This is a genomic window from Rhizobium sp. P38BS-XIX (genome assembly GCF_012641435.1).
Lineage (GTDB): Bacteria > Pseudomonadota > Alphaproteobacteria > Rhizobiales > Rhizobiaceae > Rhizobium.
The window spans coordinates 1,221,893-1,239,386 of the sequence record NZ_JABAIJ010000001.1; the positions used below are offsets into that span (position 1 = coordinate 1,221,893).

The 17,494-nt window shown below is 59.8% G+C and carries 19 protein-coding genes; 3 read left to right on the top strand and 16 right to left on the bottom strand.

Going from position 1 to position 17,494, the window contains the following annotated elements; genetic code table 11:
• Window positions 1–28 precede the first annotated feature (28 nt).
• The 3 genes from HGP17_RS05930 to HGP17_RS05940 are packed head-to-tail and all read right to left on the bottom strand — an operon-like array spanning window position 29 to window position 2,140.
• Complete coding sequence (locus HGP17_RS05930; protein WP_168806792.1) at window positions 29–427, bottom strand: Fur family transcriptional regulator; 399 nt, start codon at window positions 425–427, stop codon at window positions 29–31.
• Complete coding sequence (gene znuB, locus HGP17_RS05935) at window positions 424–1,251, bottom strand: zinc ABC transporter permease subunit ZnuB (protein WP_168806794.1); 828 nt, start codon at window positions 1,249–1,251, stop codon at window positions 424–426. The genes HGP17_RS05930 and znuB overlap by 4 nt, the downstream gene beginning before the upstream one ends.
• Window positions 1,244–2,140 carry a metal ABC transporter ATP-binding protein gene (locus tag HGP17_RS05940; protein ID WP_168806796.1) on the bottom strand — a complete coding sequence of 299 codons (897 nt, stop codon included), beginning with the start codon at window positions 2,138–2,140 and terminating at the stop codon, window positions 1,244–1,246. The genes znuB and HGP17_RS05940 overlap by 8 nt, the downstream gene beginning before the upstream one ends.
• 101 nt (window positions 2,141–2,241) lie before the next feature.
• Between HGP17_RS05940 and HGP17_RS05945 the strand changes: the two genes are divergently transcribed.
• The 3 genes from HGP17_RS05945 to HGP17_RS05955 all read left to right on the top strand — a co-directional run bounded on the left by HGP17_RS05945 (window position 2,242) and on the right by HGP17_RS05955 (window position 4,675).
• The gene (locus tag HGP17_RS05945; RefSeq protein WP_168806798.1) at window positions 2,242–3,189 is read left to right on the top strand and encodes a zinc ABC transporter substrate-binding protein; all 948 of its coding nucleotides are present in this window, start codon (window positions 2,242–2,244) and stop codon (window positions 3,187–3,189) included.
• An 89-nt stretch (window positions 3,190–3,278) separates the two neighbouring features.
• A complete protein-coding gene (zigA, locus tag HGP17_RS05950) occupies window positions 3,279–4,484 on the top strand; it encodes a zinc metallochaperone GTPase ZigA (protein ID WP_168806800.1) in 1,206 nt (401 codons plus the stop codon).
• Entirely contained in the window at window positions 4,481–4,675 is a 195-nt protein-coding gene (locus HGP17_RS05955; protein ID WP_168806802.1) for a hypothetical protein, read from the top strand. Before zigA ends, HGP17_RS05955 begins: the two co-directional genes overlap by 4 nt.
• A gap of 8 nt (window positions 4,676–4,683) precedes the next feature.
• Here the strand turns inward: HGP17_RS05955 and HGP17_RS05960 are convergent, their stop codons facing one another.
• The 13 genes from HGP17_RS05960 to HGP17_RS06020 form a co-directional block, all read right to left on the bottom strand.
• The gene (locus tag HGP17_RS05960) at window positions 4,684–5,406 is read right to left on the bottom strand and encodes a PAS domain-containing protein (RefSeq protein WP_168806804.1); all 723 of its coding nucleotides are present in this window, start codon (window positions 5,404–5,406) and stop codon (window positions 4,684–4,686) included.
• A gap of 267 nt (window positions 5,407–5,673) precedes the next feature.
• Window positions 5,674–6,606, bottom strand: coding sequence for a lipid A biosynthesis lauroyl acyltransferase (locus HGP17_RS05965; RefSeq protein WP_168806806.1), 933 nt, complete (start codon window positions 6,604–6,606; stop codon window positions 5,674–5,676).
• A 5-nt stretch (window positions 6,607–6,611) separates the two neighbouring features.
• Complete coding sequence (locus HGP17_RS05970) at window positions 6,612–7,640, bottom strand: zinc-binding dehydrogenase (protein WP_168806808.1); 1,029 nt, start codon at window positions 7,638–7,640, stop codon at window positions 6,612–6,614.
• A 54-nt stretch (window positions 7,641–7,694) separates the two neighbouring features.
• Window positions 7,695–8,981, bottom strand: a complete 1,287-nt coding sequence (locus tag HGP17_RS05975; protein WP_168806810.1) for a beta-ketoacyl-ACP synthase — start codon at window positions 8,979–8,981, stop codon at window positions 7,695–7,697.
• Window positions 8,982–8,992: 11 nt separating this feature from the next.
• Window positions 8,993–10,198: a beta-ketoacyl-ACP synthase gene (locus HGP17_RS05980; protein WP_168806812.1), complete on the bottom strand. Its 1,206-nt coding sequence runs from the start codon at window positions 10,196–10,198 to the stop codon at window positions 8,993–8,995.
• 45 nt (window positions 10,199–10,243) lie between these two features.
• Window positions 10,244–10,717, bottom strand: coding sequence for a 3-hydroxyacyl-ACP dehydratase FabZ family protein (locus tag HGP17_RS05985; protein ID WP_168806815.1), 474 nt, complete (start codon window positions 10,715–10,717; stop codon window positions 10,244–10,246).
• Window positions 10,718–10,840: 123 nt separating this feature from the next.
• Window positions 10,841–11,119 (bottom strand): acyl carrier protein, encoded by a 279-nt coding sequence (locus HGP17_RS05990; protein ID WP_069613139.1) that lies wholly within the window; start codon window positions 11,117–11,119, stop codon window positions 10,841–10,843.
• 226 nt (window positions 11,120–11,345) lie between these two features.
• Window positions 11,346–11,774, bottom strand: coding sequence for a L,D-transpeptidase (locus tag HGP17_RS05995; protein WP_168806816.1), 429 nt, complete (start codon window positions 11,772–11,774; stop codon window positions 11,346–11,348).
• A 120-nt stretch (window positions 11,775–11,894) separates the two neighbouring features.
• Window positions 11,895–12,875 (bottom strand): adenosylcobinamide-phosphate synthase CbiB, encoded by a 981-nt coding sequence (gene cbiB / locus HGP17_RS06000; RefSeq protein WP_168806818.1) that lies wholly within the window; start codon window positions 12,873–12,875, stop codon window positions 11,895–11,897.
• A gap of 87 nt (window positions 12,876–12,962) precedes the next feature.
• Window positions 12,963–13,979, bottom strand: coding sequence for a threonine-phosphate decarboxylase CobD (gene cobD, locus HGP17_RS06005; RefSeq protein WP_168806820.1), 1,017 nt, complete (start codon window positions 13,977–13,979; stop codon window positions 12,963–12,965).
• Window positions 13,976–15,283 carry a cobyrinate a,c-diamide synthase gene (locus HGP17_RS06010; protein WP_168806822.1) on the bottom strand — a complete coding sequence of 436 codons (1,308 nt, stop codon included), beginning with the start codon at window positions 15,281–15,283 and terminating at the stop codon, window positions 13,976–13,978. Before HGP17_RS06010 ends, cobD begins: the two co-directional genes overlap by 4 nt.
• The gene (cobA, locus tag HGP17_RS06015; RefSeq protein WP_168806824.1) at window positions 15,280–16,128 is read right to left on the bottom strand and encodes a uroporphyrinogen-III C-methyltransferase; all 849 of its coding nucleotides are present in this window, start codon (window positions 16,126–16,128) and stop codon (window positions 15,280–15,282) included. Before cobA ends, HGP17_RS06010 begins: the two co-directional genes overlap by 4 nt.
• A 289-nt stretch (window positions 16,129–16,417) precedes the next feature.
• Window positions 16,418–17,377 carry a nucleoside hydrolase gene (locus HGP17_RS06020; protein WP_168806826.1) on the bottom strand — a complete coding sequence of 320 codons (960 nt, stop codon included), beginning with the start codon at window positions 17,375–17,377 and terminating at the stop codon, window positions 16,418–16,420.
• Between the last annotated feature and the right edge of the window lie 117 nt (window positions 17,378–17,494).

Genomic DNA, 17,494 nt, shown 5'->3' on the forward strand with positions numbered 1-17,494 from the left:
AAGGCAATAGCCTATCGGCAGCGACGGCTTATGCCGCACAATTCGCGCAATGGCCGCGGATCTCGATGGTGGATTTCTCGGCTTTGAATTTCTGCGATTTCAGCCAATCCATCAGCCGATGATCCACCTCGTGATCGTGAAACTCGATCACCTGGCCGCAGCTTTCGCAGATGGCGAAGGCGACGAGGCCGTGGCTATGGCAATTCTCGTGCGGATGGGCGCAGGCAACAAAGGAGTTGATGCTCTCTAGCCTGTGCACCACGCCATATTCGAGAAGCTTGTCCAGCGCGCGATAGACCTGCAGCGGCGCACGAAAGCCCTGGTCGCGCAGCTTGTCGAGAATGGTATAGGCGCTGAGCGGTCCTTCCGCCCTGGTCAGCACGTCGAAAACAAGGCCTTGATTCTTTGTGAGCACCGGAGTGGTCATGACGACTGTCCTCTCTGTTGCGCCGCTGGCGTGCCGGCCCTTCGAACGAGGGGCAGCAGACTGATGATAAACAGAACAAGCGCCGCAACGACGATCGATGGTCCAGACGGCGTATCGTAGCGCAGCGATCCGAATAGACCGCCGACAACGGCGACGGCGCCGAGCAGAGAGGCGAAAACCGCCATCGTCTCCGGCGTCGCGGCAAAGCGGCGCGCAGTGGCCGCGGGAATGATCAGCAGCGCGGTGATCAGGAGTATGCCGACGATCTTCATGGCAATCGCAATCACCACGGCCATCAGCAGCATAAAAAGCAGCCTTGAGCGCTCCGGCCGCAATCCCTCGGCTTCGGCAAGCTCAGGATTGACGGTCGACGCCAGAAGCGACCGCCAGAGCCAGGCAATAGCCGCCAGTACCAAGATCCCGCCGCCCCAGATCACCGCAATATCCGACTGGCTGACCGCGAGAATATCGCCGAACAGAAACGCGATCAGATCGATGCGCACCCAGCTCATGAAGGCGACGATGACGAGACCGATCGCCAGCGTCGCATGCGAGAGAATGCCGAGCAGCGCATCCGCTGAAAGCGCCTGCCGTCGCTGCAGGAACAAAAGCAGGATCGAGACGAGCGCTGCGACCGCAAATACCGATAGCGTCAGATTGAGCTGAAAGAGCAGCGAGAGCGCCACGCCTAGCAGCGCCGAATGCGAAATCGTATCGCCGAAATAGGCCATGCGCCGCCAGATGATGAAGCAGCCGAGAGGCCCGGTCGTCAGCGCCAGCCCGACGCCTGCGACAACCGCGCGAAGAAAGAAGTCGTCAAACATGGCGCTCCCCCTCGGCATGGTGGTGGTCGTGGCTATGGTGATCATGGTCATCGTGACCGTGATGATGATCGTCATGTTCGTGATGGTGGTGACCATCATCGGCGTGGCAATGATCCGTGATCGAGCCATCGGCATGCTGCACGCGTCCGTCGGGCAGATGCGTATGATCGTGATGATGGCTGTAGATCGCAAGCGACTGCGCGGCGCGCGTACCGAACAGCTTTACGTATTCCGGGCTTTGGCTGACCGTCTGCGGCGTTCCCCGGCAGCAGACATGGCCGTTCAGGCAAACCACCGTGTCCGTCGCCGCCATCACGACATGCAGGTCATGCGAAATCAGCAGGATGCCGCAGCCCTGCGAATTGCGGATCGATTTGATGAGATCGTAAAGCGCAATCTCGCCGTTGAAATCGACACCCTGCACCGGCTCGTCCAACACGAGCAGATCGGGCTTTCGGGCAATGGCGCGCGCAAGCAGCGCCCGCTGAAATTCGCCGCCGGACAGATGCTGCACCTCGGCCTTGGCGAGATGCGCGATGCCGACAGCCTCCAGCGCCACAGTCAATTCGCGCTCAGGCAGCGGTCCGGTCAGCGTCATAAGACGCTGTACGCTGAGTGGCAGCGTCCAATCGATCGCAAGTTTCTGCGGCACATAGCCGACCTTCAGATTGGCTATACGCTCTACACGCCCTTCATCCGGTTTCAAGACGCCGATCGCCGTCTTCGCGCTGGTCGACTTGCCGGAACCGTTCGGGCCGATCAGTGTGACGATCTCGCCGCGGCTCACCGAAAAATCGACGCCGCGCACCAGCCAGCGGCCGCTGCGGCGAACGCCGACATCATGGAGCGACACAAGCGGCCGGCTCTTGCTGTCGATGGAAGAAAGCATGAAATTTCCAATTGCACTATTGCGCCATGCTATCGCACACGTTATAGCATAACGCAATTGATGTAATAACATAACAGACCCATTCAAGGGCATTTAATCGCATGAATGCAGCAAAAGCCTTCCTTCCGCTCGCCGCCTCTCTCCTGCTTTCCGGCATCCTCGCCGGCACAACGGCAACCGCAGCCGATGCGCCGAAGGTCGTCGTTTCGATCAAGCCGATCCATTCTCTTGTCGCCGCAATCATGCAAGGGGTTGGCACGCCGGACCTGATCGTCGATGGCGCGGCCTCACCGCATACCTATGCGTTCAAGCCGTCGAACGCCCGCAGCCTTCAACAGGCCCAGGTGGTCTTCTGGGTCGGCCCCGGCATGGAAGCTTTTCTTCAGAAGCCACTGGATTCTCTCGGTTCCAACGCAACGATCGTCGAACTGGACGATGCGCCCGGCATCACTAAGCTCAAGTTCCGCGAAGGCGGCGCCTTCGAACCGCATGACGACGGTGACGAGCATGACGCCGGCGATCATCATGATCACGGCGAATTCGACACCCATCTCTGGCTTGATCCCCACAATGCCAAGGCGATGGTCGCGGAAATCACCACGTCGCTGGTCGCCGCAGATCCGGCCAACGCCCTGACCTATGAGGCAAATCAGAAAACCCTGAACGACAAGCTTGACGCGCTGGACACGGAGATTGCCTCCACGCTCGCTCCGATCAAGGAGAAGCCATTCATCGTCTTTCACGATGCCTATCAGTATTTCGAGCATCGCTACGGCGTGCGCGTTTCCGGCTCGATCACGGTCAGTCCCGAGACCATTCCGGGTGCACAGCGTGTCGCCGAAATCCACAGCAAGGTCGCCGATCTCGGTGCAACCTGCGTGTTTGCCGAACCGCAGTTCGAGCCAAAGCTGGTCAATGTGGTGCTCGAAGGCACCGCGGCAAAGTCAGGCGTGCTGGATCCCGAAGCTGCGACCTTGCCCCAGGGCCCGGATCTTTATTTCGACCTGATGCGCGGCATCGCAAGTTCCCTGAAAGCCTGCCTCTCCTGAGAAAGGCTTGATATCGCCGAAGGAAGCGAGCCAACGCTCGCTTTTTTCATCACCGCAAATGTAATGATATTACATTACAAGAGGTAGCCATGAACAAGAAGCTCCCGGTCACAGTCCTCTCCGGTTTCCTCGGCGCCGGCAAGACGACGCTGCTCAACCATATCCTCAACAATCGCGAAGGCCTTCGCGTCGCCGTCATCGTCAACGACATGAGCGAAGTGAACATCGATGCGGCGCTCGTGCGCGACGGCGGCGCCAACCTCTCGCGAACCGAGGAGCAACTTGTGGAAATGACGAATGGCTGCATCTGTTGCACCCTGCGCGACGACCTGCTGAAGGAAGTCCGCCAGCTCGCCGAACAGGATCGCTTCGACTATCTGCTGATCGAATCCACGGGTATTGCTGAGCCCCTGCCCGTTGCCACCACTTTCGAGTTCCGCGACGAAGACGGCAGCAGCCTCTCCGACGTCGCCCAGCTCGATACCATGGTGACCGTCGTCGATGCAGCCAATCTTTTGGCAGACTATGGCTCGACGGATTTCCTCGCTGATCGTGGCGAAACGGCCGGCGATGGCGACAACCGGACGATCGTCGATCTCCTGGTCGAGCAGATCGAGTTCGCCGACGTCGTGATCCTGAACAAGATCGGCTCCGCAACGCCCGAACAGCGCGACGCCGCTCGCAAAATCATCGTCGGCCTCAACCCCGATGCGCGCCTGATCGAAGCCGATTTCGGCGCGGTGGCATCATCCGAAGTTCTGGGCACGGGCCGCTTCGATATCGATCGCGCCGAAACACATCCGCTCTGGTACAAGGAACTGCACGGCTTCAAGGATCATGTTCCCGAAACCGAGGAATACGGTATCCGCTCCTTCGTCTATCGCGCGAAAAAGCCGTTTGATCCCATGAAGTTTCAGGCATTTCTCAACCGCTCCTGGCCGGGCGTCGTCCGCGCCAAGGGTTTTTTCTGGCTCGCCACCCGCCCTTATTATGTTGGCGAAATGAGCCAGGCCGGCGCACTCGTCCGCACGAGCAAGATGGGTCTCTGGTGGGCTGCGGTGCCTCAAGATCAGTGGCCGAACGATCCGGGGTTCAAACGCGCCCTGACGCCCTATCTCGACCCGACCTGGGGCGACCGCCGCCAGGAGCTGGTGTTCATCGGCGCAGACCCGATGAGCGAGCAGCAGATCACGGCCGAACTGGATGCGTGCCTGATCGAGACAGACCGCTTCACGCCTGAGCGCTGGCGTGACCTGCCCGACCCCTTCGCAAGCTGGAGTCGCCCGGCAGCATGAAGACGCCAAAGGTGATCAGATTTCGCTGCTACTGCGTCGAATGCTCCGACGATGATGAGGCTAAGGACGCCAGCCCGCAGCCCGCCCGGGCGGCATCAAGCAAGGCTCCGCCGCTCGATGATGTCAGGCAAAACGAAACGAACCCGCTGCCAGCAGCGGGTTCGATCGAAAAAACACTATTTGGCGCCTGAGCGCGAGTTCAGGCCACCAGCATGCTGACAGGAACGACGCTGACCTCGTGCATCACCATCAGGGCGCCAATAATGGTTCCCTTGGCGCGCAGAGGCGTCATGCTGCAGTGAAGCACCTTGCCGACATCGGCTTGACGATAGGACGGATACAGGCATTCGACCGCCTCGCCACCAAAACAGGCATCGAGCTTCGTCTTCACATTGTCTTCAAAGTATTCCGCGCCGACGAATTCCGCTATGTGCCGTCCGACAAGCTCCATCGATTTCGATCGCAGAAACTCCGAATTGGCGGCGTTGCTGTAGAGGTAGCGATAGTCGCGCGTCACGACCGCAACGCGATCCGGCAGGCTGTTGAGAATGACATCGTTCAATACGCTGCCTTCGTCAAAGCCGAAGATATCGTCCCGCTCGTTCCTGTCGGCAGAGAATGCCATCAGAACATCGGCGGCCGACTCACTTGCGCCGCCAAAATAGCGATCGATCAGCACAGACAGCGAAGCCGAATTGCGCATCACACGCGATCGATCATCCGATTCTTCTCTGATGAGATTGTTCAGAAACTGCAGCTGCATATAGATCTCGAGGAGACTCGTGGCCCTGTAGGCCAGGATGGCAGCTATCAACGGCTCCAATTCACTGTCGAGTGAAGCCACCAGCTCGTCGTCGCCAAGCTTTATCGCACGCTGAATCTGATTACATTTCGTGGAGAAGGCATGAAAGAGTGCCAGCAAAATTGCCCTCCTGTCCTTGACCATTCGTCAAACACCGAGGCCTCGTTTCCCGGCGTTATCATGCCCAAGGATCATCAGTTTGGTGTCCGCAATCTCACCAAACTTTCTGCTACGTGAATTATCATGACTTATCTGTCGTTTCAATCCGGATGATTGGAAGTTCTCTTCAATGGAGAACTTTCTGAAATGGCAGGCTAACCGCCTGCAATAACTGGATGAAGACCGCATCGGAATGGATGGATCGTCCGTACGCTGGCAGACTGACGTCTAGAAGACTGCCTTCTTGATGTTCCAGCGATCGTGATACCAGAGCCATTGCTCCGGATTCTCCCGCACCCAGCTTTCGACCTTGTCGTTCAGCATCTGTGCGGTGGCAGTCAGATCGAGGCCGCCTGCCTCGTTGCGCGGCATCTCAAGCTTCGGCTCGATTTCCAGCCGGTAGCGATTGTCTGGCAGACGAATACAGCGAGCCGGATAGACCTCGCAATTGAACTGCCGCACGAGTTTCGGCAGAAGTGGATTGGTCTTGACGTCGCGCCCAAAGAACAGAGTTTTCAAACCCTTGCGGAACTTCTGGTCGACGAGGACACCTACCCCGCGCCCCGCCTCGAGCTCGCGGGCGAGACTGAACGACGACCCCGCATGCGAAGGCACGAGATTGCCCATGCGCTTGGCGCGAAAATCGAAGACCTTCTTGGCGACATAGGGATTGTTCGGCGGACGGAAGAGCACCGTGACCGTCAGCCCGAAGGCGGCGCCCGCGACGGGCAGCAGCTCGAAATTACCGGTATGACCGGTGAAGACGATGAACGGCCGCGGATTGTCTCTGAGATCCAGAAAGATCGGAATGCCCGAAACTTCGATACGGCCGGGTGTCTCACTCTCGGGATCGAAGTCGAACAACCGGTCGAGAAAGACGTATTCGGCGGCCAGCCGCCCCATATTGCCCCAACTTGCAAGCGCAATCTCTTCGATTTCCGCGTCGCTTTTCTCGGGAAAGGCGTTGCGCAAGTTGGTCAGCATCAGCTGATGCCTGCGCATGCGCGGACCGAGTTTGCGCGTCAGCCAGTCGGCGAAATTGATACCGCCATCTGCCGGAAAAAGCTTCAGGAAGTTGAGAAAACCGAATATGACCTGCGCGACCAGCCACTGGCGAAAGTTTCTGATGGAGAGGACGATCCGGGTGATAAAAAGCTTCACGCGGCTCAATCCATCTTCAGGATGATCTTGCCGAATATCTGGCGCGATTCCATCCGCTCCAGAGCGCGATCGATATCGCTGAAACTGACCTCGGTATCGATCACCGGATGCGCCAGCCCACGCGCCATTTTTTGCATGGCGTTGGCCATGTTCTCCATGCGGCAGCCGAAAGAGCCGAGCAGCTTCAGCTGCTGTTGGAAGAGCATCATAAGATTGATCTCGGTCGAGACACCGGAGGTCGAACCGCAGGTGACAAGACGGCCGCCACGCTTCATGCAGAGCATCGAGCCAGCCCAAGTATCCTTGCCGACATGCTCGAATACGACGTCGACGCCCTTCTTCTTCGTCAGCTTGCGCACAACGCCTTCGAAGCGGTCCTTGCGGTAGTTGATGACGTGATCGGCACCGAGCGCCTTGGCCTTCTCGATCTTGTCGTCGGAGCCGACGGTGGTGATGACCGTGCAGCCGATCTTCTTGGCAAGCTGGATTGCGGCCGTGCCGATGCCCGATCCACCGGCATGAACGAGAATCGTCTCGCCGGGCTCGAGCTTGGCATTGTCGAACAGCATATGCTCGACGGTGCCGAAGGTGACAGGCGCAAGGGCAGCACCGATTGCATCGACACCGGGAGGTGCCGGAACGAGCAAGCGAGCGGGAAGATTGACCTTCTCCTGCGCGAAGCCATCGAGATGAAAGCCATGCACGCCGCTGACGTTCTCACAGAGATTGTCGCGACCTTCGCGACAATGACGGCAAAGGCCGCAGGTCCGTGCTCCGTAGATCGATACCAGCTGTCCCGGCAGGACATTGGCAACACCCGGACCGATGGCCTCGACGACACCGGCAGCTTCCGCGCCGATGACAAGCGGCATTTTGCGCTTGGCGAATGCCATGCCACGCCAACCCCAGACATCGATATGATTGAGGGCGACGGCCTTGACGCGCAGGGTGACTTCACCTGCGCCAGGCGCTTCCGGCTCCGGCAGATCGGTGATCTCAAGTTTGCGGTCGTCGATCAGTTGCAAAGCACGCATAGCAAAGTCCTTCGCCTCTCAGGCGCAGTTATTATGTGTTATTCAAAGGTCCGATTAAGCCGGTTCGAGCGCCATGACAAGGCTGGCGTTCTGACCGCCGAATCCGAAGGAGTTCGAAAGAACGGCATTCACCTGCTTTTCACGCTTCTTGTTCGGCACCACGTCGAGGTCGATCGACGGATCGGGATTGTTGTAGTTGATGGTCGGCGGCAACGTGCCGGTCAGCATCGTCTGCAGCGAGAACACCGCCTCGACCGCGCCGGCAGCCGTCAGCGTATGGCCGATCATCGACTTGTTCGACGAGACAGGAATGGTCGGCAGGCGTTCGCCGAACACGGCGGACATCGCCCCATACTCCATCTTGTCGTTTTCAGGCGTCGAGGTGCCGTGCGCGTTGATATAGCCGATATCGGTCTCGGCCATGCCGGCATCGGCAAGTGCTGCGCGGATCGTCGCGATCGCCGGGCCACCATCCGGAGACGAGCGGGTGCGATGGAAGGAATCGGCCTTATCGCCTGCCCCCTTCATGATGCCGAGGATCTTGGCGCCGCGCGCAATCGCGGCTTCCAGCGATTCCAACACAAGCGTCGCTGCACCTTCGGCGATGACGAAACCGTCGCGATCCTTGCTGAAAGGCTTGGACGCCTTGGTCGGCGGGTCGTTCTGCGTGGAGAGAGCCGACAGAAGCGAGAAGCGGATCAGCGCCTCGGCGCTGAGCGAGCCGTCGGTCGCAACGGTCAGCGCCCGCGTCGTGCGGCCCTGACGGATCGCCTCGATGCCGAGCTGGATCGCCGTGACACCCGATGCACAGGCGGTCGACAGCGTTACCGGCAGGCCGCGCGTGCCGAAACGGTCGGCAAGACGCTCAGAAATAGCGCCGAACAGAGCTGCCTCGTGGAAAGCGGGATCCGGGCGCTGGCGCATGGCGGCGAGGAAGCGCTCGTAGGCATCACCATCATGATCTGCAGGAGGAGAGCGGTCGGCCAGCTCGAAGCGGGCGTTCCATTCCGGCTCGATTGGCGGCGCGGCGAGGAAAAGCGGCGCATCGAAATCGCCGGAGATGCCGGCCTGCGCCAGCGCCTCGATCGTCGTCTCGCGCGCGAAAGCGTAGGAGCGCTCGACGGCGTTCGGGACGGGAATATCGATGAAATCCACCGTACCGGCGATCCGTGTCGAAAGACCGTCGGTCGGAAAGCGGGTGATGTTGTGAATGCCGGAGGTGCCGGATGAAAGCGCGTTCCAATTATCCTGCAGGCCCTGACCGAGCGAGGTGATGATCCCCATGCCGGTGACGGCGACGATCGGACGTCCGAGGTGATCCTTGTAAGCGGATGCGGTCATGATTCTGCTCCTCACGCTTCAGCTGAAAGTACAGCAACGCCTTCGCCGCGGGCATGGCCGACAGTCGTTACAACAGCATTACGGGCTCCGATGGCCATCGGCTTTTCGTGCTCGGCATCGAAAGGCGGCACCTTGGCCTCATTGGCGACAGCAAGTGCCGCGAAGGCGAGGCCAAGCGTAAACTGGCCTTCCAGACCGTGCCCGGAAACGCCCGAATAGGCGCGGATCGCGGCAGCGGGAAGCTGTGCCTCCAGCACGGCCTTTTCGCGCTGAGCCAGATCGTGGATTGCAGACGTACCGGAAAAGACGACCGTCGCATCCGTCGCGCCCTGCTTGGATGCGCCGAGCATACGCTCCAGCCGCTTCTCGAATTTGCCGCCGTCGCGCTGGCCGCGATCGCCTTCGATCGAATCGATGGTCGCATATATGCGCGCCCCGCGCCCCTCGGCATGCGCACGCGATTCCAGCACCAGGAATGCGCTCAGCGAGCCCATGATCATGCCGCCGCCATCTTCCGGCTTGCGCGACCAGATGGGATGCCAGTCACCGATTGCATGGGCATTGATCGACTCGATCAGCAGGATCATGTCCAGGCGCTCCGCCGAAAACGCACCGCCAACAAGCGCGTGAGTGGATTCACCCGACTTGATGCGATGGAAGGCGGTCTCGACGGCGGAAACGCCGGCCGCCTCTTCACCCATGAAGGTCCGCGACGAACCGGTGACCTTGTGAACGATGGAAATATTGCCGGCCAGCAGATTGGAAAGCTGAGCCAGGAACAACGTCGGCCGCAACTCCGTCGTCAGCTTCTCGTTCAGAAGCAGCTCACGGTCGTTGCGCTTCAGGCCTTCGTTGACGATCAGCGTGTCGACATTGGTGTCACGCTCGCCACCGCCGGCAGCGACGATCATGTCCATGGAGCCGCAAGCGTCCAGATCGTCCTTGAAACCGGCATCGTCAAGCGCAAGACCGGCGGTAAAGACGCCGATGCGCTGCCAGTTTTCCATCTGACGCTGGTCGCCGCGCTTCGGGATCTGCTGGGACCAATCGATCTCCGGCAGCGGATGGACCGGATAGGGCTTGAACTTCTCGGTTTCAACGATGGCCGGCGGTGCCGCATCGGCCGTCAGCAACGCCAGATGCGCGTCTTTGCCGACGCCCTGACAGGTAACGATGCCGATACCCGTGATCACCACATCATTCTGAGCCTTGCTCATTCATCAATCCTCTTCGAATGCGGCGCCGGACAAGAGCCGGCAGCATCAACCGTTGGCGGCAATGGCTTCGAGAAGCCCGACCTCGCCCGCCCGCTTGCGCACGATATCGGCGAGCGGCACCTCATTAAACGGCATGGTGCGCAGCTTCAACTGCGCATCGCAGATCTTCTTTCCGGCAATGGTAATACGTGCCTTGGTCACCGCAAAACCGGATCCGTCGTGCTCCAGCTCGGCCTCGATATCGAGCTCTGCCTCCGGCTCGACGAAGGTGCGCATCTTCGCACCGTCGACCGACATCAGAAAAGGCATATAGGCAAATTTGGTCGCGGCAAGCACGAGCATGCCGGACGCTTGCGCCATCGTTTCAATCAGGAGAACGCCCGGAACGAGCGGCATGCCGGGGAAATGGCCTTCGAAAACCGGGCTTTTCGCCGGAACGACGGAATGCGCCTTCAACAGGCCTTTGGACAGGTCGACGGACTCGATCCTGTCTATCATCTGGAAATATTCCAGCAGCATCAACGCCTCCGCTCCACCCGGCAATGCAGGATGCACCGGGCGGGATACGCTATTTAAGAATGAAACCGCCCGGCCGCCATATTCAAAGGCGGCTGGGCGTCAAAAAAATGCAAAGGATGTTGCTCAGCCCTTGGCGGCGCGCAATTCATCGATCTTGGCACAGAGGTTTTTCAGCACGAAGTATTCTTCGGTCGAAACCTTGCCCTCGTTGACTTCCTGCGTCCACTGCTCGAGCGGGATCTTGATGCCGAATTCCTTGTCGATCGCGAAAACGATATCCAGGAAGTCCAGGCTGTCGATGCCAAGGTCGTCGATCGTGTGGCTGTCCGGGGTGATGGTGTCACGGTCGATTTCGCTGGTTTCAGCGATGATGTCGGCAACTTTGTCAAATGTAGCAGTCACTGCCCATACCTCTTGAAATAATAATTCAATCCCCCTCATAGGGAAATCCATTCCAAAAGCCAATGGTTTCCACCGTAAACCCCGGCAATTTGGCGGATGACTGTTGCGCAAAGAGCAAAATGACGCCTGCGCCACAACCACACGGATCCAGGCGCGCATGCGTGCAAGATGCGGCAGCATGAGGGCTGACCGCATCTGCAGACGAACCCGCCGTGCCTCCGCTCGTTCAGTCGTTGATGACGATCCGGGTGTTGTGAAGGCCTATATCCGCCGCCATCGAGAAGAAGGTCGCCGCATTGCGCGTCTCCAGGCGCACGCAGCCATGAGAGGCAGGCCTGCCCAATTGCCTGACTTCATAAGTGCCGTGAACCGCATACCCACCGTTGAAGAACACGGCATAGGGCATCGGCGCATCGTCATACTTCTTGGAGCGATGATCCTTGGAAAGCCACTTTGCAGTGTAGGAGCCCGTCGGCGTCACATAGCCTCGCCGTGCGGTCGATACTTTCCAGCGGTACTTGAAGACACCATCTTCCGAGACGGTCATTGTTTGCGAGCGAAGATCGACCGACGCCAGAAGCGTTCCGGCATTCGCTGCACCAACATACAATTGCGTGGAAATACCCATGGCCGCCGCCAGCATTACATATTTCATCTTATCCCCTCCGACCGTTGCTTCCTCGCGAAGCAATTCAGACGAGGGTAAAGCTTAGCATCACGCCAATTATACCTGATTAATACGTATAGTGAGTGATTTCTTAATCAGGCCGCCCGTTCAAAGCAGCAGCAGGAAACCCAGAAAGGCAAGAAGTGCCAGGACAGAGCAAGCCGAATAGAAAATCGAAATGCCGGCTTCGATATCGCTGACCGTCGCCGTATCACGCCCGGAGCCGTTGATCATCGGTTCGCGCACGAGCTCTCCGCCATAGATACGCGGCCCGGCAAGCTGGATATCCAAGGCACCGGCCATCGCCGCTTCCGGTCTGCCGGAATTCGGCGAGCGATGCAGGCCGCCATCGCGCACGGCAACACGGATCGCATTTCCAAGCGCCGAAAGGCCACGCTTGGCAAGAGCGCCGATGGCAATCAGCAAAATCGACAGTCGGGCGGCCGGCCAGTTGGCGATATCGTCCAGACGGGCTGCAGCGCGCCCGAAGTCGATATAAGTTTCCGACTTGTGGCCGATCATCGAATCGGCGGTATTCAGCATCTTGTAAAAGAACAGGCCCGGTAGGCCGAAAATGGCGTACCACAGCGCCGGCGCCACGACGCCGTCGGAAAAATTCTCGGCAAGACTTTCGATTGCCGCCCTGCAGATGCCCGGCTCATCGAGTGTTTCCGGATCTCGGCCGACGATGCGCGACACGGCGACGCGGCCACCTTCGAGGCCGTTTGCCCGCAAGGCCTGCGAGACATCGCCGACATGATCGGCCAAGCTCTTCTGCGCCAGGAACACCGCCACGAGCGCGGCCTCGACCAGAATGCCGAGCCAGCCGAAGAAGGCCAGCAATCCATGAATGGCCCAGCCCGCAATCGCGGCACCCATCAAGAGTGCAATGATCGACATGACACCGTTACGACGGCGAAGAACACCGGCAAGATGCTTGGCGTTGAACCGTTGATCGAAGGACGAGATCGCCTTGCCGAACAGCACGACAGGATGTGGAAAGCGCTGCCAAAGCCAGTCGGGATCGCCGACGATGCGATCGAGCAGCAGGGCAAGAACCAGAATGAGCAAATGTTCGTCGGCGGTCATGTCGAATATTCCTCTAGCGCACGCCGCCGAACCTCGCAAAAGGCTTCGAACGACATCCTGCCCTACCTGTTTGATTCCAGCGCGAATTCAGATTTCAGGCCGAGCCGATCTGAAATCATCCGACGCAAGTGCCCCGGCGAGTCTCTGGTCCGCCTCTTCATCGGGTGTCAGTCCGAAGCGCAGCCAGTTGTGCGCATAATCGAACTTGCGGACCAGAATGTGGTGACGGCAGAGATGCGTATATAGGCCTTCTGCCCGCTCGTCCGCAACCAGTGAGAATAATGCCGTGCCGCCGACGATCCGAAGGCCTGATCGAAGCAGTACCGACTTGAGCGCCTGATGACGTTGCACGATACGGTCGCGGATAGCGCCGGTATCACGCTCCATCAGCGATGCCGCTATCGAGAGAGCCGGTCCGGAAACTGCCCATGGGCCAAGCCATTCCTCGAAACGCTCAAGGATCGAAGGCTCGGCAATCACGAAGCCAAGCCGCAGGCCGGCGAGCCCGAAAAACTTCCCGAAAGAGCGGAAAATGACGAGGCTTGGCATCGAAGCGGCATGAGGCGCAAGACTTGCCTCCGGCACGACGTCGCCAAAGGCCTCATCGACCAGAAGTGTCCCGCCTCGCCCATGCTGCCTGTCGTGGAGAGCCCGCAATTCGTCGACGGAAAATTTTCGCCCATCCGGGTTGTTGGGATTGACGACGGCGACAAGCCCATCGTCATCGCTCAATTCGGCAACCGAGGAAATTTGCCGGAGCCGCAGACCGGCAAGCGTAAATGCCCGCGCATATTCTCCATAGGTCGGGGACAGGATCGCAACGCTTCCGCCGCGAACGAGCCTTGGAAGCATCTGGATGACCGATTGCGTTCCGGGAACGGGCAGCGGCAGGATATCACCGCTACGATAGTACTCCCGCGCCGCCTCTCGCGCGCGCTCCTGCAAATGCTGGTCCGGTAGCCGATGCCAGGCCGCGACGGGCACGTCGGGCAAAGTCACCGGGTTGGGATTGATGCCGGTCGACAGATCCAGCCAATCGTGGGGCTTTCCGCCATAGAGACGAGCGGCAGCCGTGATACCGCCGCCATGGACGATCCCGGTCATGCCGCGTCACCGGCCAGATCGATCAGGTGCATGTAAGACCCCCCAACATTGGAACGGCGCAAGCCGGCCGCCCCCAGATCCACGCCAAGCGCATCCGACACCGTGAAAAGGCGATCCGCCTCGCCCTCCGAAACAATGGTCGAATAGTGAAATTCATGGGCCGTCATCGGCTTGTCGAAAAAAGATCCGGCAAGCGGAGTCACCCGTCGATAGCCGAGATGACGCTGTCGTGTTTGGTAGCTGGTCACGACAGGCAAAAGGCCGAGCATGCCGTGGCGATTGCCGTCCGCATCCACCAGCCCGTCGCCGAGTACCATATAGCCGCCGCACTCGCCATAGATTCGAACTCCAGCTGCCGCCGCCGCCTTCATGGCGGACAGAAACCGTTGCGCGCCCGCAAGCCTGCCAGCGTGAAGTTCCGGATAGCCGCCGGGAAGATAGATGGCATCCGCATCGGCGGCGGGCGCCTCGTCCGCCAACGGCGAAAAGAACGAGATCTCCGCCCCGCGTCGTCGCCAGCCGAGCAGCATATGTTCGTAGCTGAAGGCAAACGCAATATCGCGCGCCACTGCGATGCGCTGTCCGAACGGCATCAGGCGCGGGATATTGGCGGCCGATGGGCGGACGAGATTCTGTTGTGCAATCCGCATCAAGAGATCGAAATCACATGCTTTGGAAACCACAGCTGCAGCGGATTCGATGAATTCCTCCAGACCGGCATGTTCGCCGGCCTGCACAAGGCCGAGATGCCGTTCCGGCAGCGCGAGACTCTTGTCATTTCGCAGGACGGCGAGAACGGGCATGCGCATCGCATCCAGCGCCCGGCGCAGCATCCCTTCATGTCTCTCGCTGGCGACACGGTTGAGCACGACGCCGGCCACGCGAATATCGGCGCGGAAATGAGCAAAACCGCTGACCACGGCGGCGACCGACTGGGACATGCGCGAGGCATCCACCACAAGCAGCACCGGAAGATCGAGCAAGGCAGCAAGATCGGCCGGCGTTCCCGTGCCGTCGGCCGCACCGTCGAACAGCCCCATCATGCCCTCGACAACCAGCATCCGGCCGCCCATGCGATGAAGCGCCGAATTGGCTGACAGGAGTTCGGGCCGCATCCCCCAGGGATCGAAATTGAGACAGGCGGAGCCCGCCGCTGCTGCGTGAAATGCCGGATCGATATAATCGGGACCAGCCTTGCCGGGCGCGACGGCGATGCCTTTCTGTCGCGAGGCTCTCAGGAGGCCGAGCGTGAACGTCGTCTTGCCCGAACCGGATGCCGGTGCGGCAATCAGCAAACCGCTCATGCCGACGCCTTCCGCTCACCTCCAGCCCGCATCTCGGCGGCCGGCACAAGCGAACGCCCAGAAAGCGCGCCCAGCCAATCGAGCGACGGCCGCAGTCTGACAACGTCGCCGACAACGACGATGGCGGGCGGCTCCAGCCCGGAGGCTTCGATATCGTCAAATGCACGTCCCAGCGTCGTTTCCAGCACTTGCTGCTGCGCTGTCGCGGCGTTGCACACGAACGCCACCGGCTCGTCGGGAGAGCGGCCCGCGGCCATGAGATTGCCGGTGATCTGGGCGATATGCTTCATCGCCATGTACATGACGATAACGGGCGAGCCTTTGCCGATCGCTTCCCAATTGATCGCATCGGGCACGACCCCCGAGGAGTCATGTCCGGTCAGGAAGGTCACGGCATGATTGACATCGCGGTGCGTGACGGGAATGCCCGCATAGGCCAGTCCGCCGATCCCGGCCGTGATGCCGGGGACGATGCGGAAGGGAATGCCGTGTTCGACGAGCGTCAAAGCCTCCTCGCCGCCACGCCCAAAAACAAAGGGATCACCACCCTTGAGACGCAAAACGCGCTTGCCGGACCGCGCTAACTCCACCAGCCGAAGCGAAATGTCGCGCTGCTTGGCCGACGGCTTGCCGCCGCGCTTGCCGGCATATTCCAGCACGGCGCCCGCACGCGCGAGCTTCAGGCAATCCTCGTTGACCAGCGCGTCGTGTACGATGATGTCAGCCTCGGCCAATCCTTTGGCCGCGAGCAGGGTCAGCAGCCCCGGATCTCCCGGACCGGCGCCGACAAGCCAGACCGAGCCCGGCTCCAGTGAGGGCAGATTGGAAAAAGCGCTATCGTTCATCCTCTGTGTCCTATGCCCGGATGGCTGAAATTGCAACGTTGAGAACGGGATAAGACAGTCGTGGCCTGTTGTCGTTCCGTGCCCAATATTATGCGATCGGCGCCTTCAGACGCGTCAATGACGCGCTATGGGCTTTGCCAACGACGACAGACCGTCACAAAACCAAGCGTCAACGAGCCGGCGTCGGATCTGACATCTCCGAACGTTTGAATATGAATGTGTGGAACGCAGATGGGTTGACCGGAAGCGTAAGTGGGAAGGGAATGCCGCCACTCCCTTCCCGAGTGTCTTAGTGCACTACTTTTTCCAGGATCACATCACGGATCAGGTCGATGACCTCCTGCGAGCGGATACCGGTGCAGATGATCTGGCTGGGCAAATTGTCCCAATCGCCCGGCGGGAAACGACGGCCATCCGGCTTGACGATCGTCTGACCATCGGCAATGCCGCCACAGACGACACGGACCGATCCCTCGATGGTGTCGAACAATTGCGGCGCGACGACGTAGACGCAGGCGCAGCTATCGTGAACCATCATGCCGTCTTCAACGGCGTGCTTGTAGAAATCGATATAGGACTGCGACAGATCCGACAGCAGCTGCACCGAAGGACCGCCAGCCTTTGCCATGTCGGCGAGATAGCCGCGGCTCATCGTGGTGATCGATGTGACGTCGAGGCCGACGACAACGACTTTCCAGGCGGCTGTCATGACGAAATCGGCAGCTTCCGGATCGCCATGAATATTGGCTTCCGCCACCGGAGTGACATTGCCTGGCACATAGAAATTGCCGCCCATGATCACGACGCCCTTCACGAGCGAGGCAATCTCCGGGTCGTGCTTCAAGGCCAGAGCCAAGTTGGTCATGCGGCCAACGGCAACCAGCGTAACCTCGCCCGGATGGGCGCGAACCGTATCGATGATGAACTGATAGGCAGGGCGCGGGTCGGCTGGCAGATCAATCGTTTCGGGCACGTCGATGTCGCCGAGACCGTTATGGCCGTGAACGACCGCTGGCCACGGCCGTTCAGGCCGCGAGGGATCGAAGGTGACGCTGGCGCCCCGCGCAACCGGGCACGAAATGTTCCATTCGCGCTTCAAAAACAGCGCATTGCGTGTCGTGGTATCGACCGAAGCATTGCCGAAAACCGTCGTTATGCCCAGAAGGTCGATATCCGGATGGCGATGCAGAAAGAGAAGCGCCATTGCATCGTCAACGCCCGGATCGGTATCATAAATGACCTTGTTCATTATTTTTCCTTACGAATATACTGATTAAGCTCGATCTTTCGGATGGTTGTTTCCGCCATTGATCACGCTTGAGCTACGGGCATACACGAGAACCGCGCTTGGCGAAATGCCGACGGG

Bases quoted from the DNA above. Each gene is read 5' to 3' on its own strand.
- HGP17_RS05930 (WP_168806792.1), bottom strand. From the start codon at position 427: ATGACCACTCCGGTGCTCACAAAGAATCAAGGCCTTGTTTTCGACGTG.
- znuB (WP_168806794.1), bottom strand. From the start codon at position 1,251: ATGTTTGACGACTTCTTTCTTCGCGCGGTTGTCGCAGGCGTCGGGCTG.
- HGP17_RS05940 (WP_168806796.1), bottom strand. From the start codon at position 2,140: ATGCTTTCTTCCATCGACAGCAAGAGCCGGCCGCTTGTGTCGCTCCAT.
- HGP17_RS05945 (WP_168806798.1), top strand. From the start codon at position 2,242: ATGAATGCAGCAAAAGCCTTCCTTCCGCTCGCCGCCTCTCTCCTGCTT.
- zigA (WP_168806800.1), top strand. From the start codon at position 3,279: ATGAACAAGAAGCTCCCGGTCACAGTCCTCTCCGGTTTCCTCGGCGCC.
- HGP17_RS05955 (WP_168806802.1), top strand. From the start codon at position 4,481: ATGAAGACGCCAAAGGTGATCAGATTTCGCTGCTACTGCGTCGAATGC.
- HGP17_RS05970 (WP_168806808.1), bottom strand. From the start codon at position 7,640: ATGCGTGCTTTGCAACTGATCGACGACCGCAAACTTGAGATCACCGAT.
- HGP17_RS05975 (WP_168806810.1), bottom strand. From the start codon at position 8,981: ATGACCGCATCCGCTTACAAGGATCACCTCGGACGTCCGATCGTCGCC.
- HGP17_RS05980 (WP_168806812.1), bottom strand. From the start codon at position 10,198: ATGAGCAAGGCTCAGAATGATGTGGTGATCACGGGTATCGGCATCGTT.
- HGP17_RS05985 (WP_168806815.1), bottom strand. From the start codon at position 10,717: ATGCTGCTGGAATATTTCCAGATGATAGACAGGATCGAGTCCGTCGAC.
- HGP17_RS05995 (WP_168806816.1), bottom strand. From the start codon at position 11,774: ATGAAATATGTAATGCTGGCGGCGGCCATGGGTATTTCCACGCAATTG.
- cbiB (WP_168806818.1), bottom strand. From the start codon at position 12,875: ATGACCGCCGACGAACATTTGCTCATTCTGGTTCTTGCCCTGCTGCTC.
- cobD (WP_168806820.1), bottom strand. From the start codon at position 13,979: ATGACCGGGATCGTCCATGGCGGCGGTATCACGGCTGCCGCTCGTCTC.
- HGP17_RS06010 (WP_168806822.1), bottom strand. From the start codon at position 15,283: ATGAGCGGTTTGCTGATTGCCGCACCGGCATCCGGTTCGGGCAAGACG.
- cobA (WP_168806824.1), bottom strand. From the start codon at position 16,128: ATGAACGATAGCGCTTTTTCCAATCTGCCCTCACTGGAGCCGGGCTCG.
- HGP17_RS06020 (WP_168806826.1), bottom strand. From the start codon at position 17,377: ATGAACAAGGTCATTTATGATACCGATCCGGGCGTTGACGATGCAATG.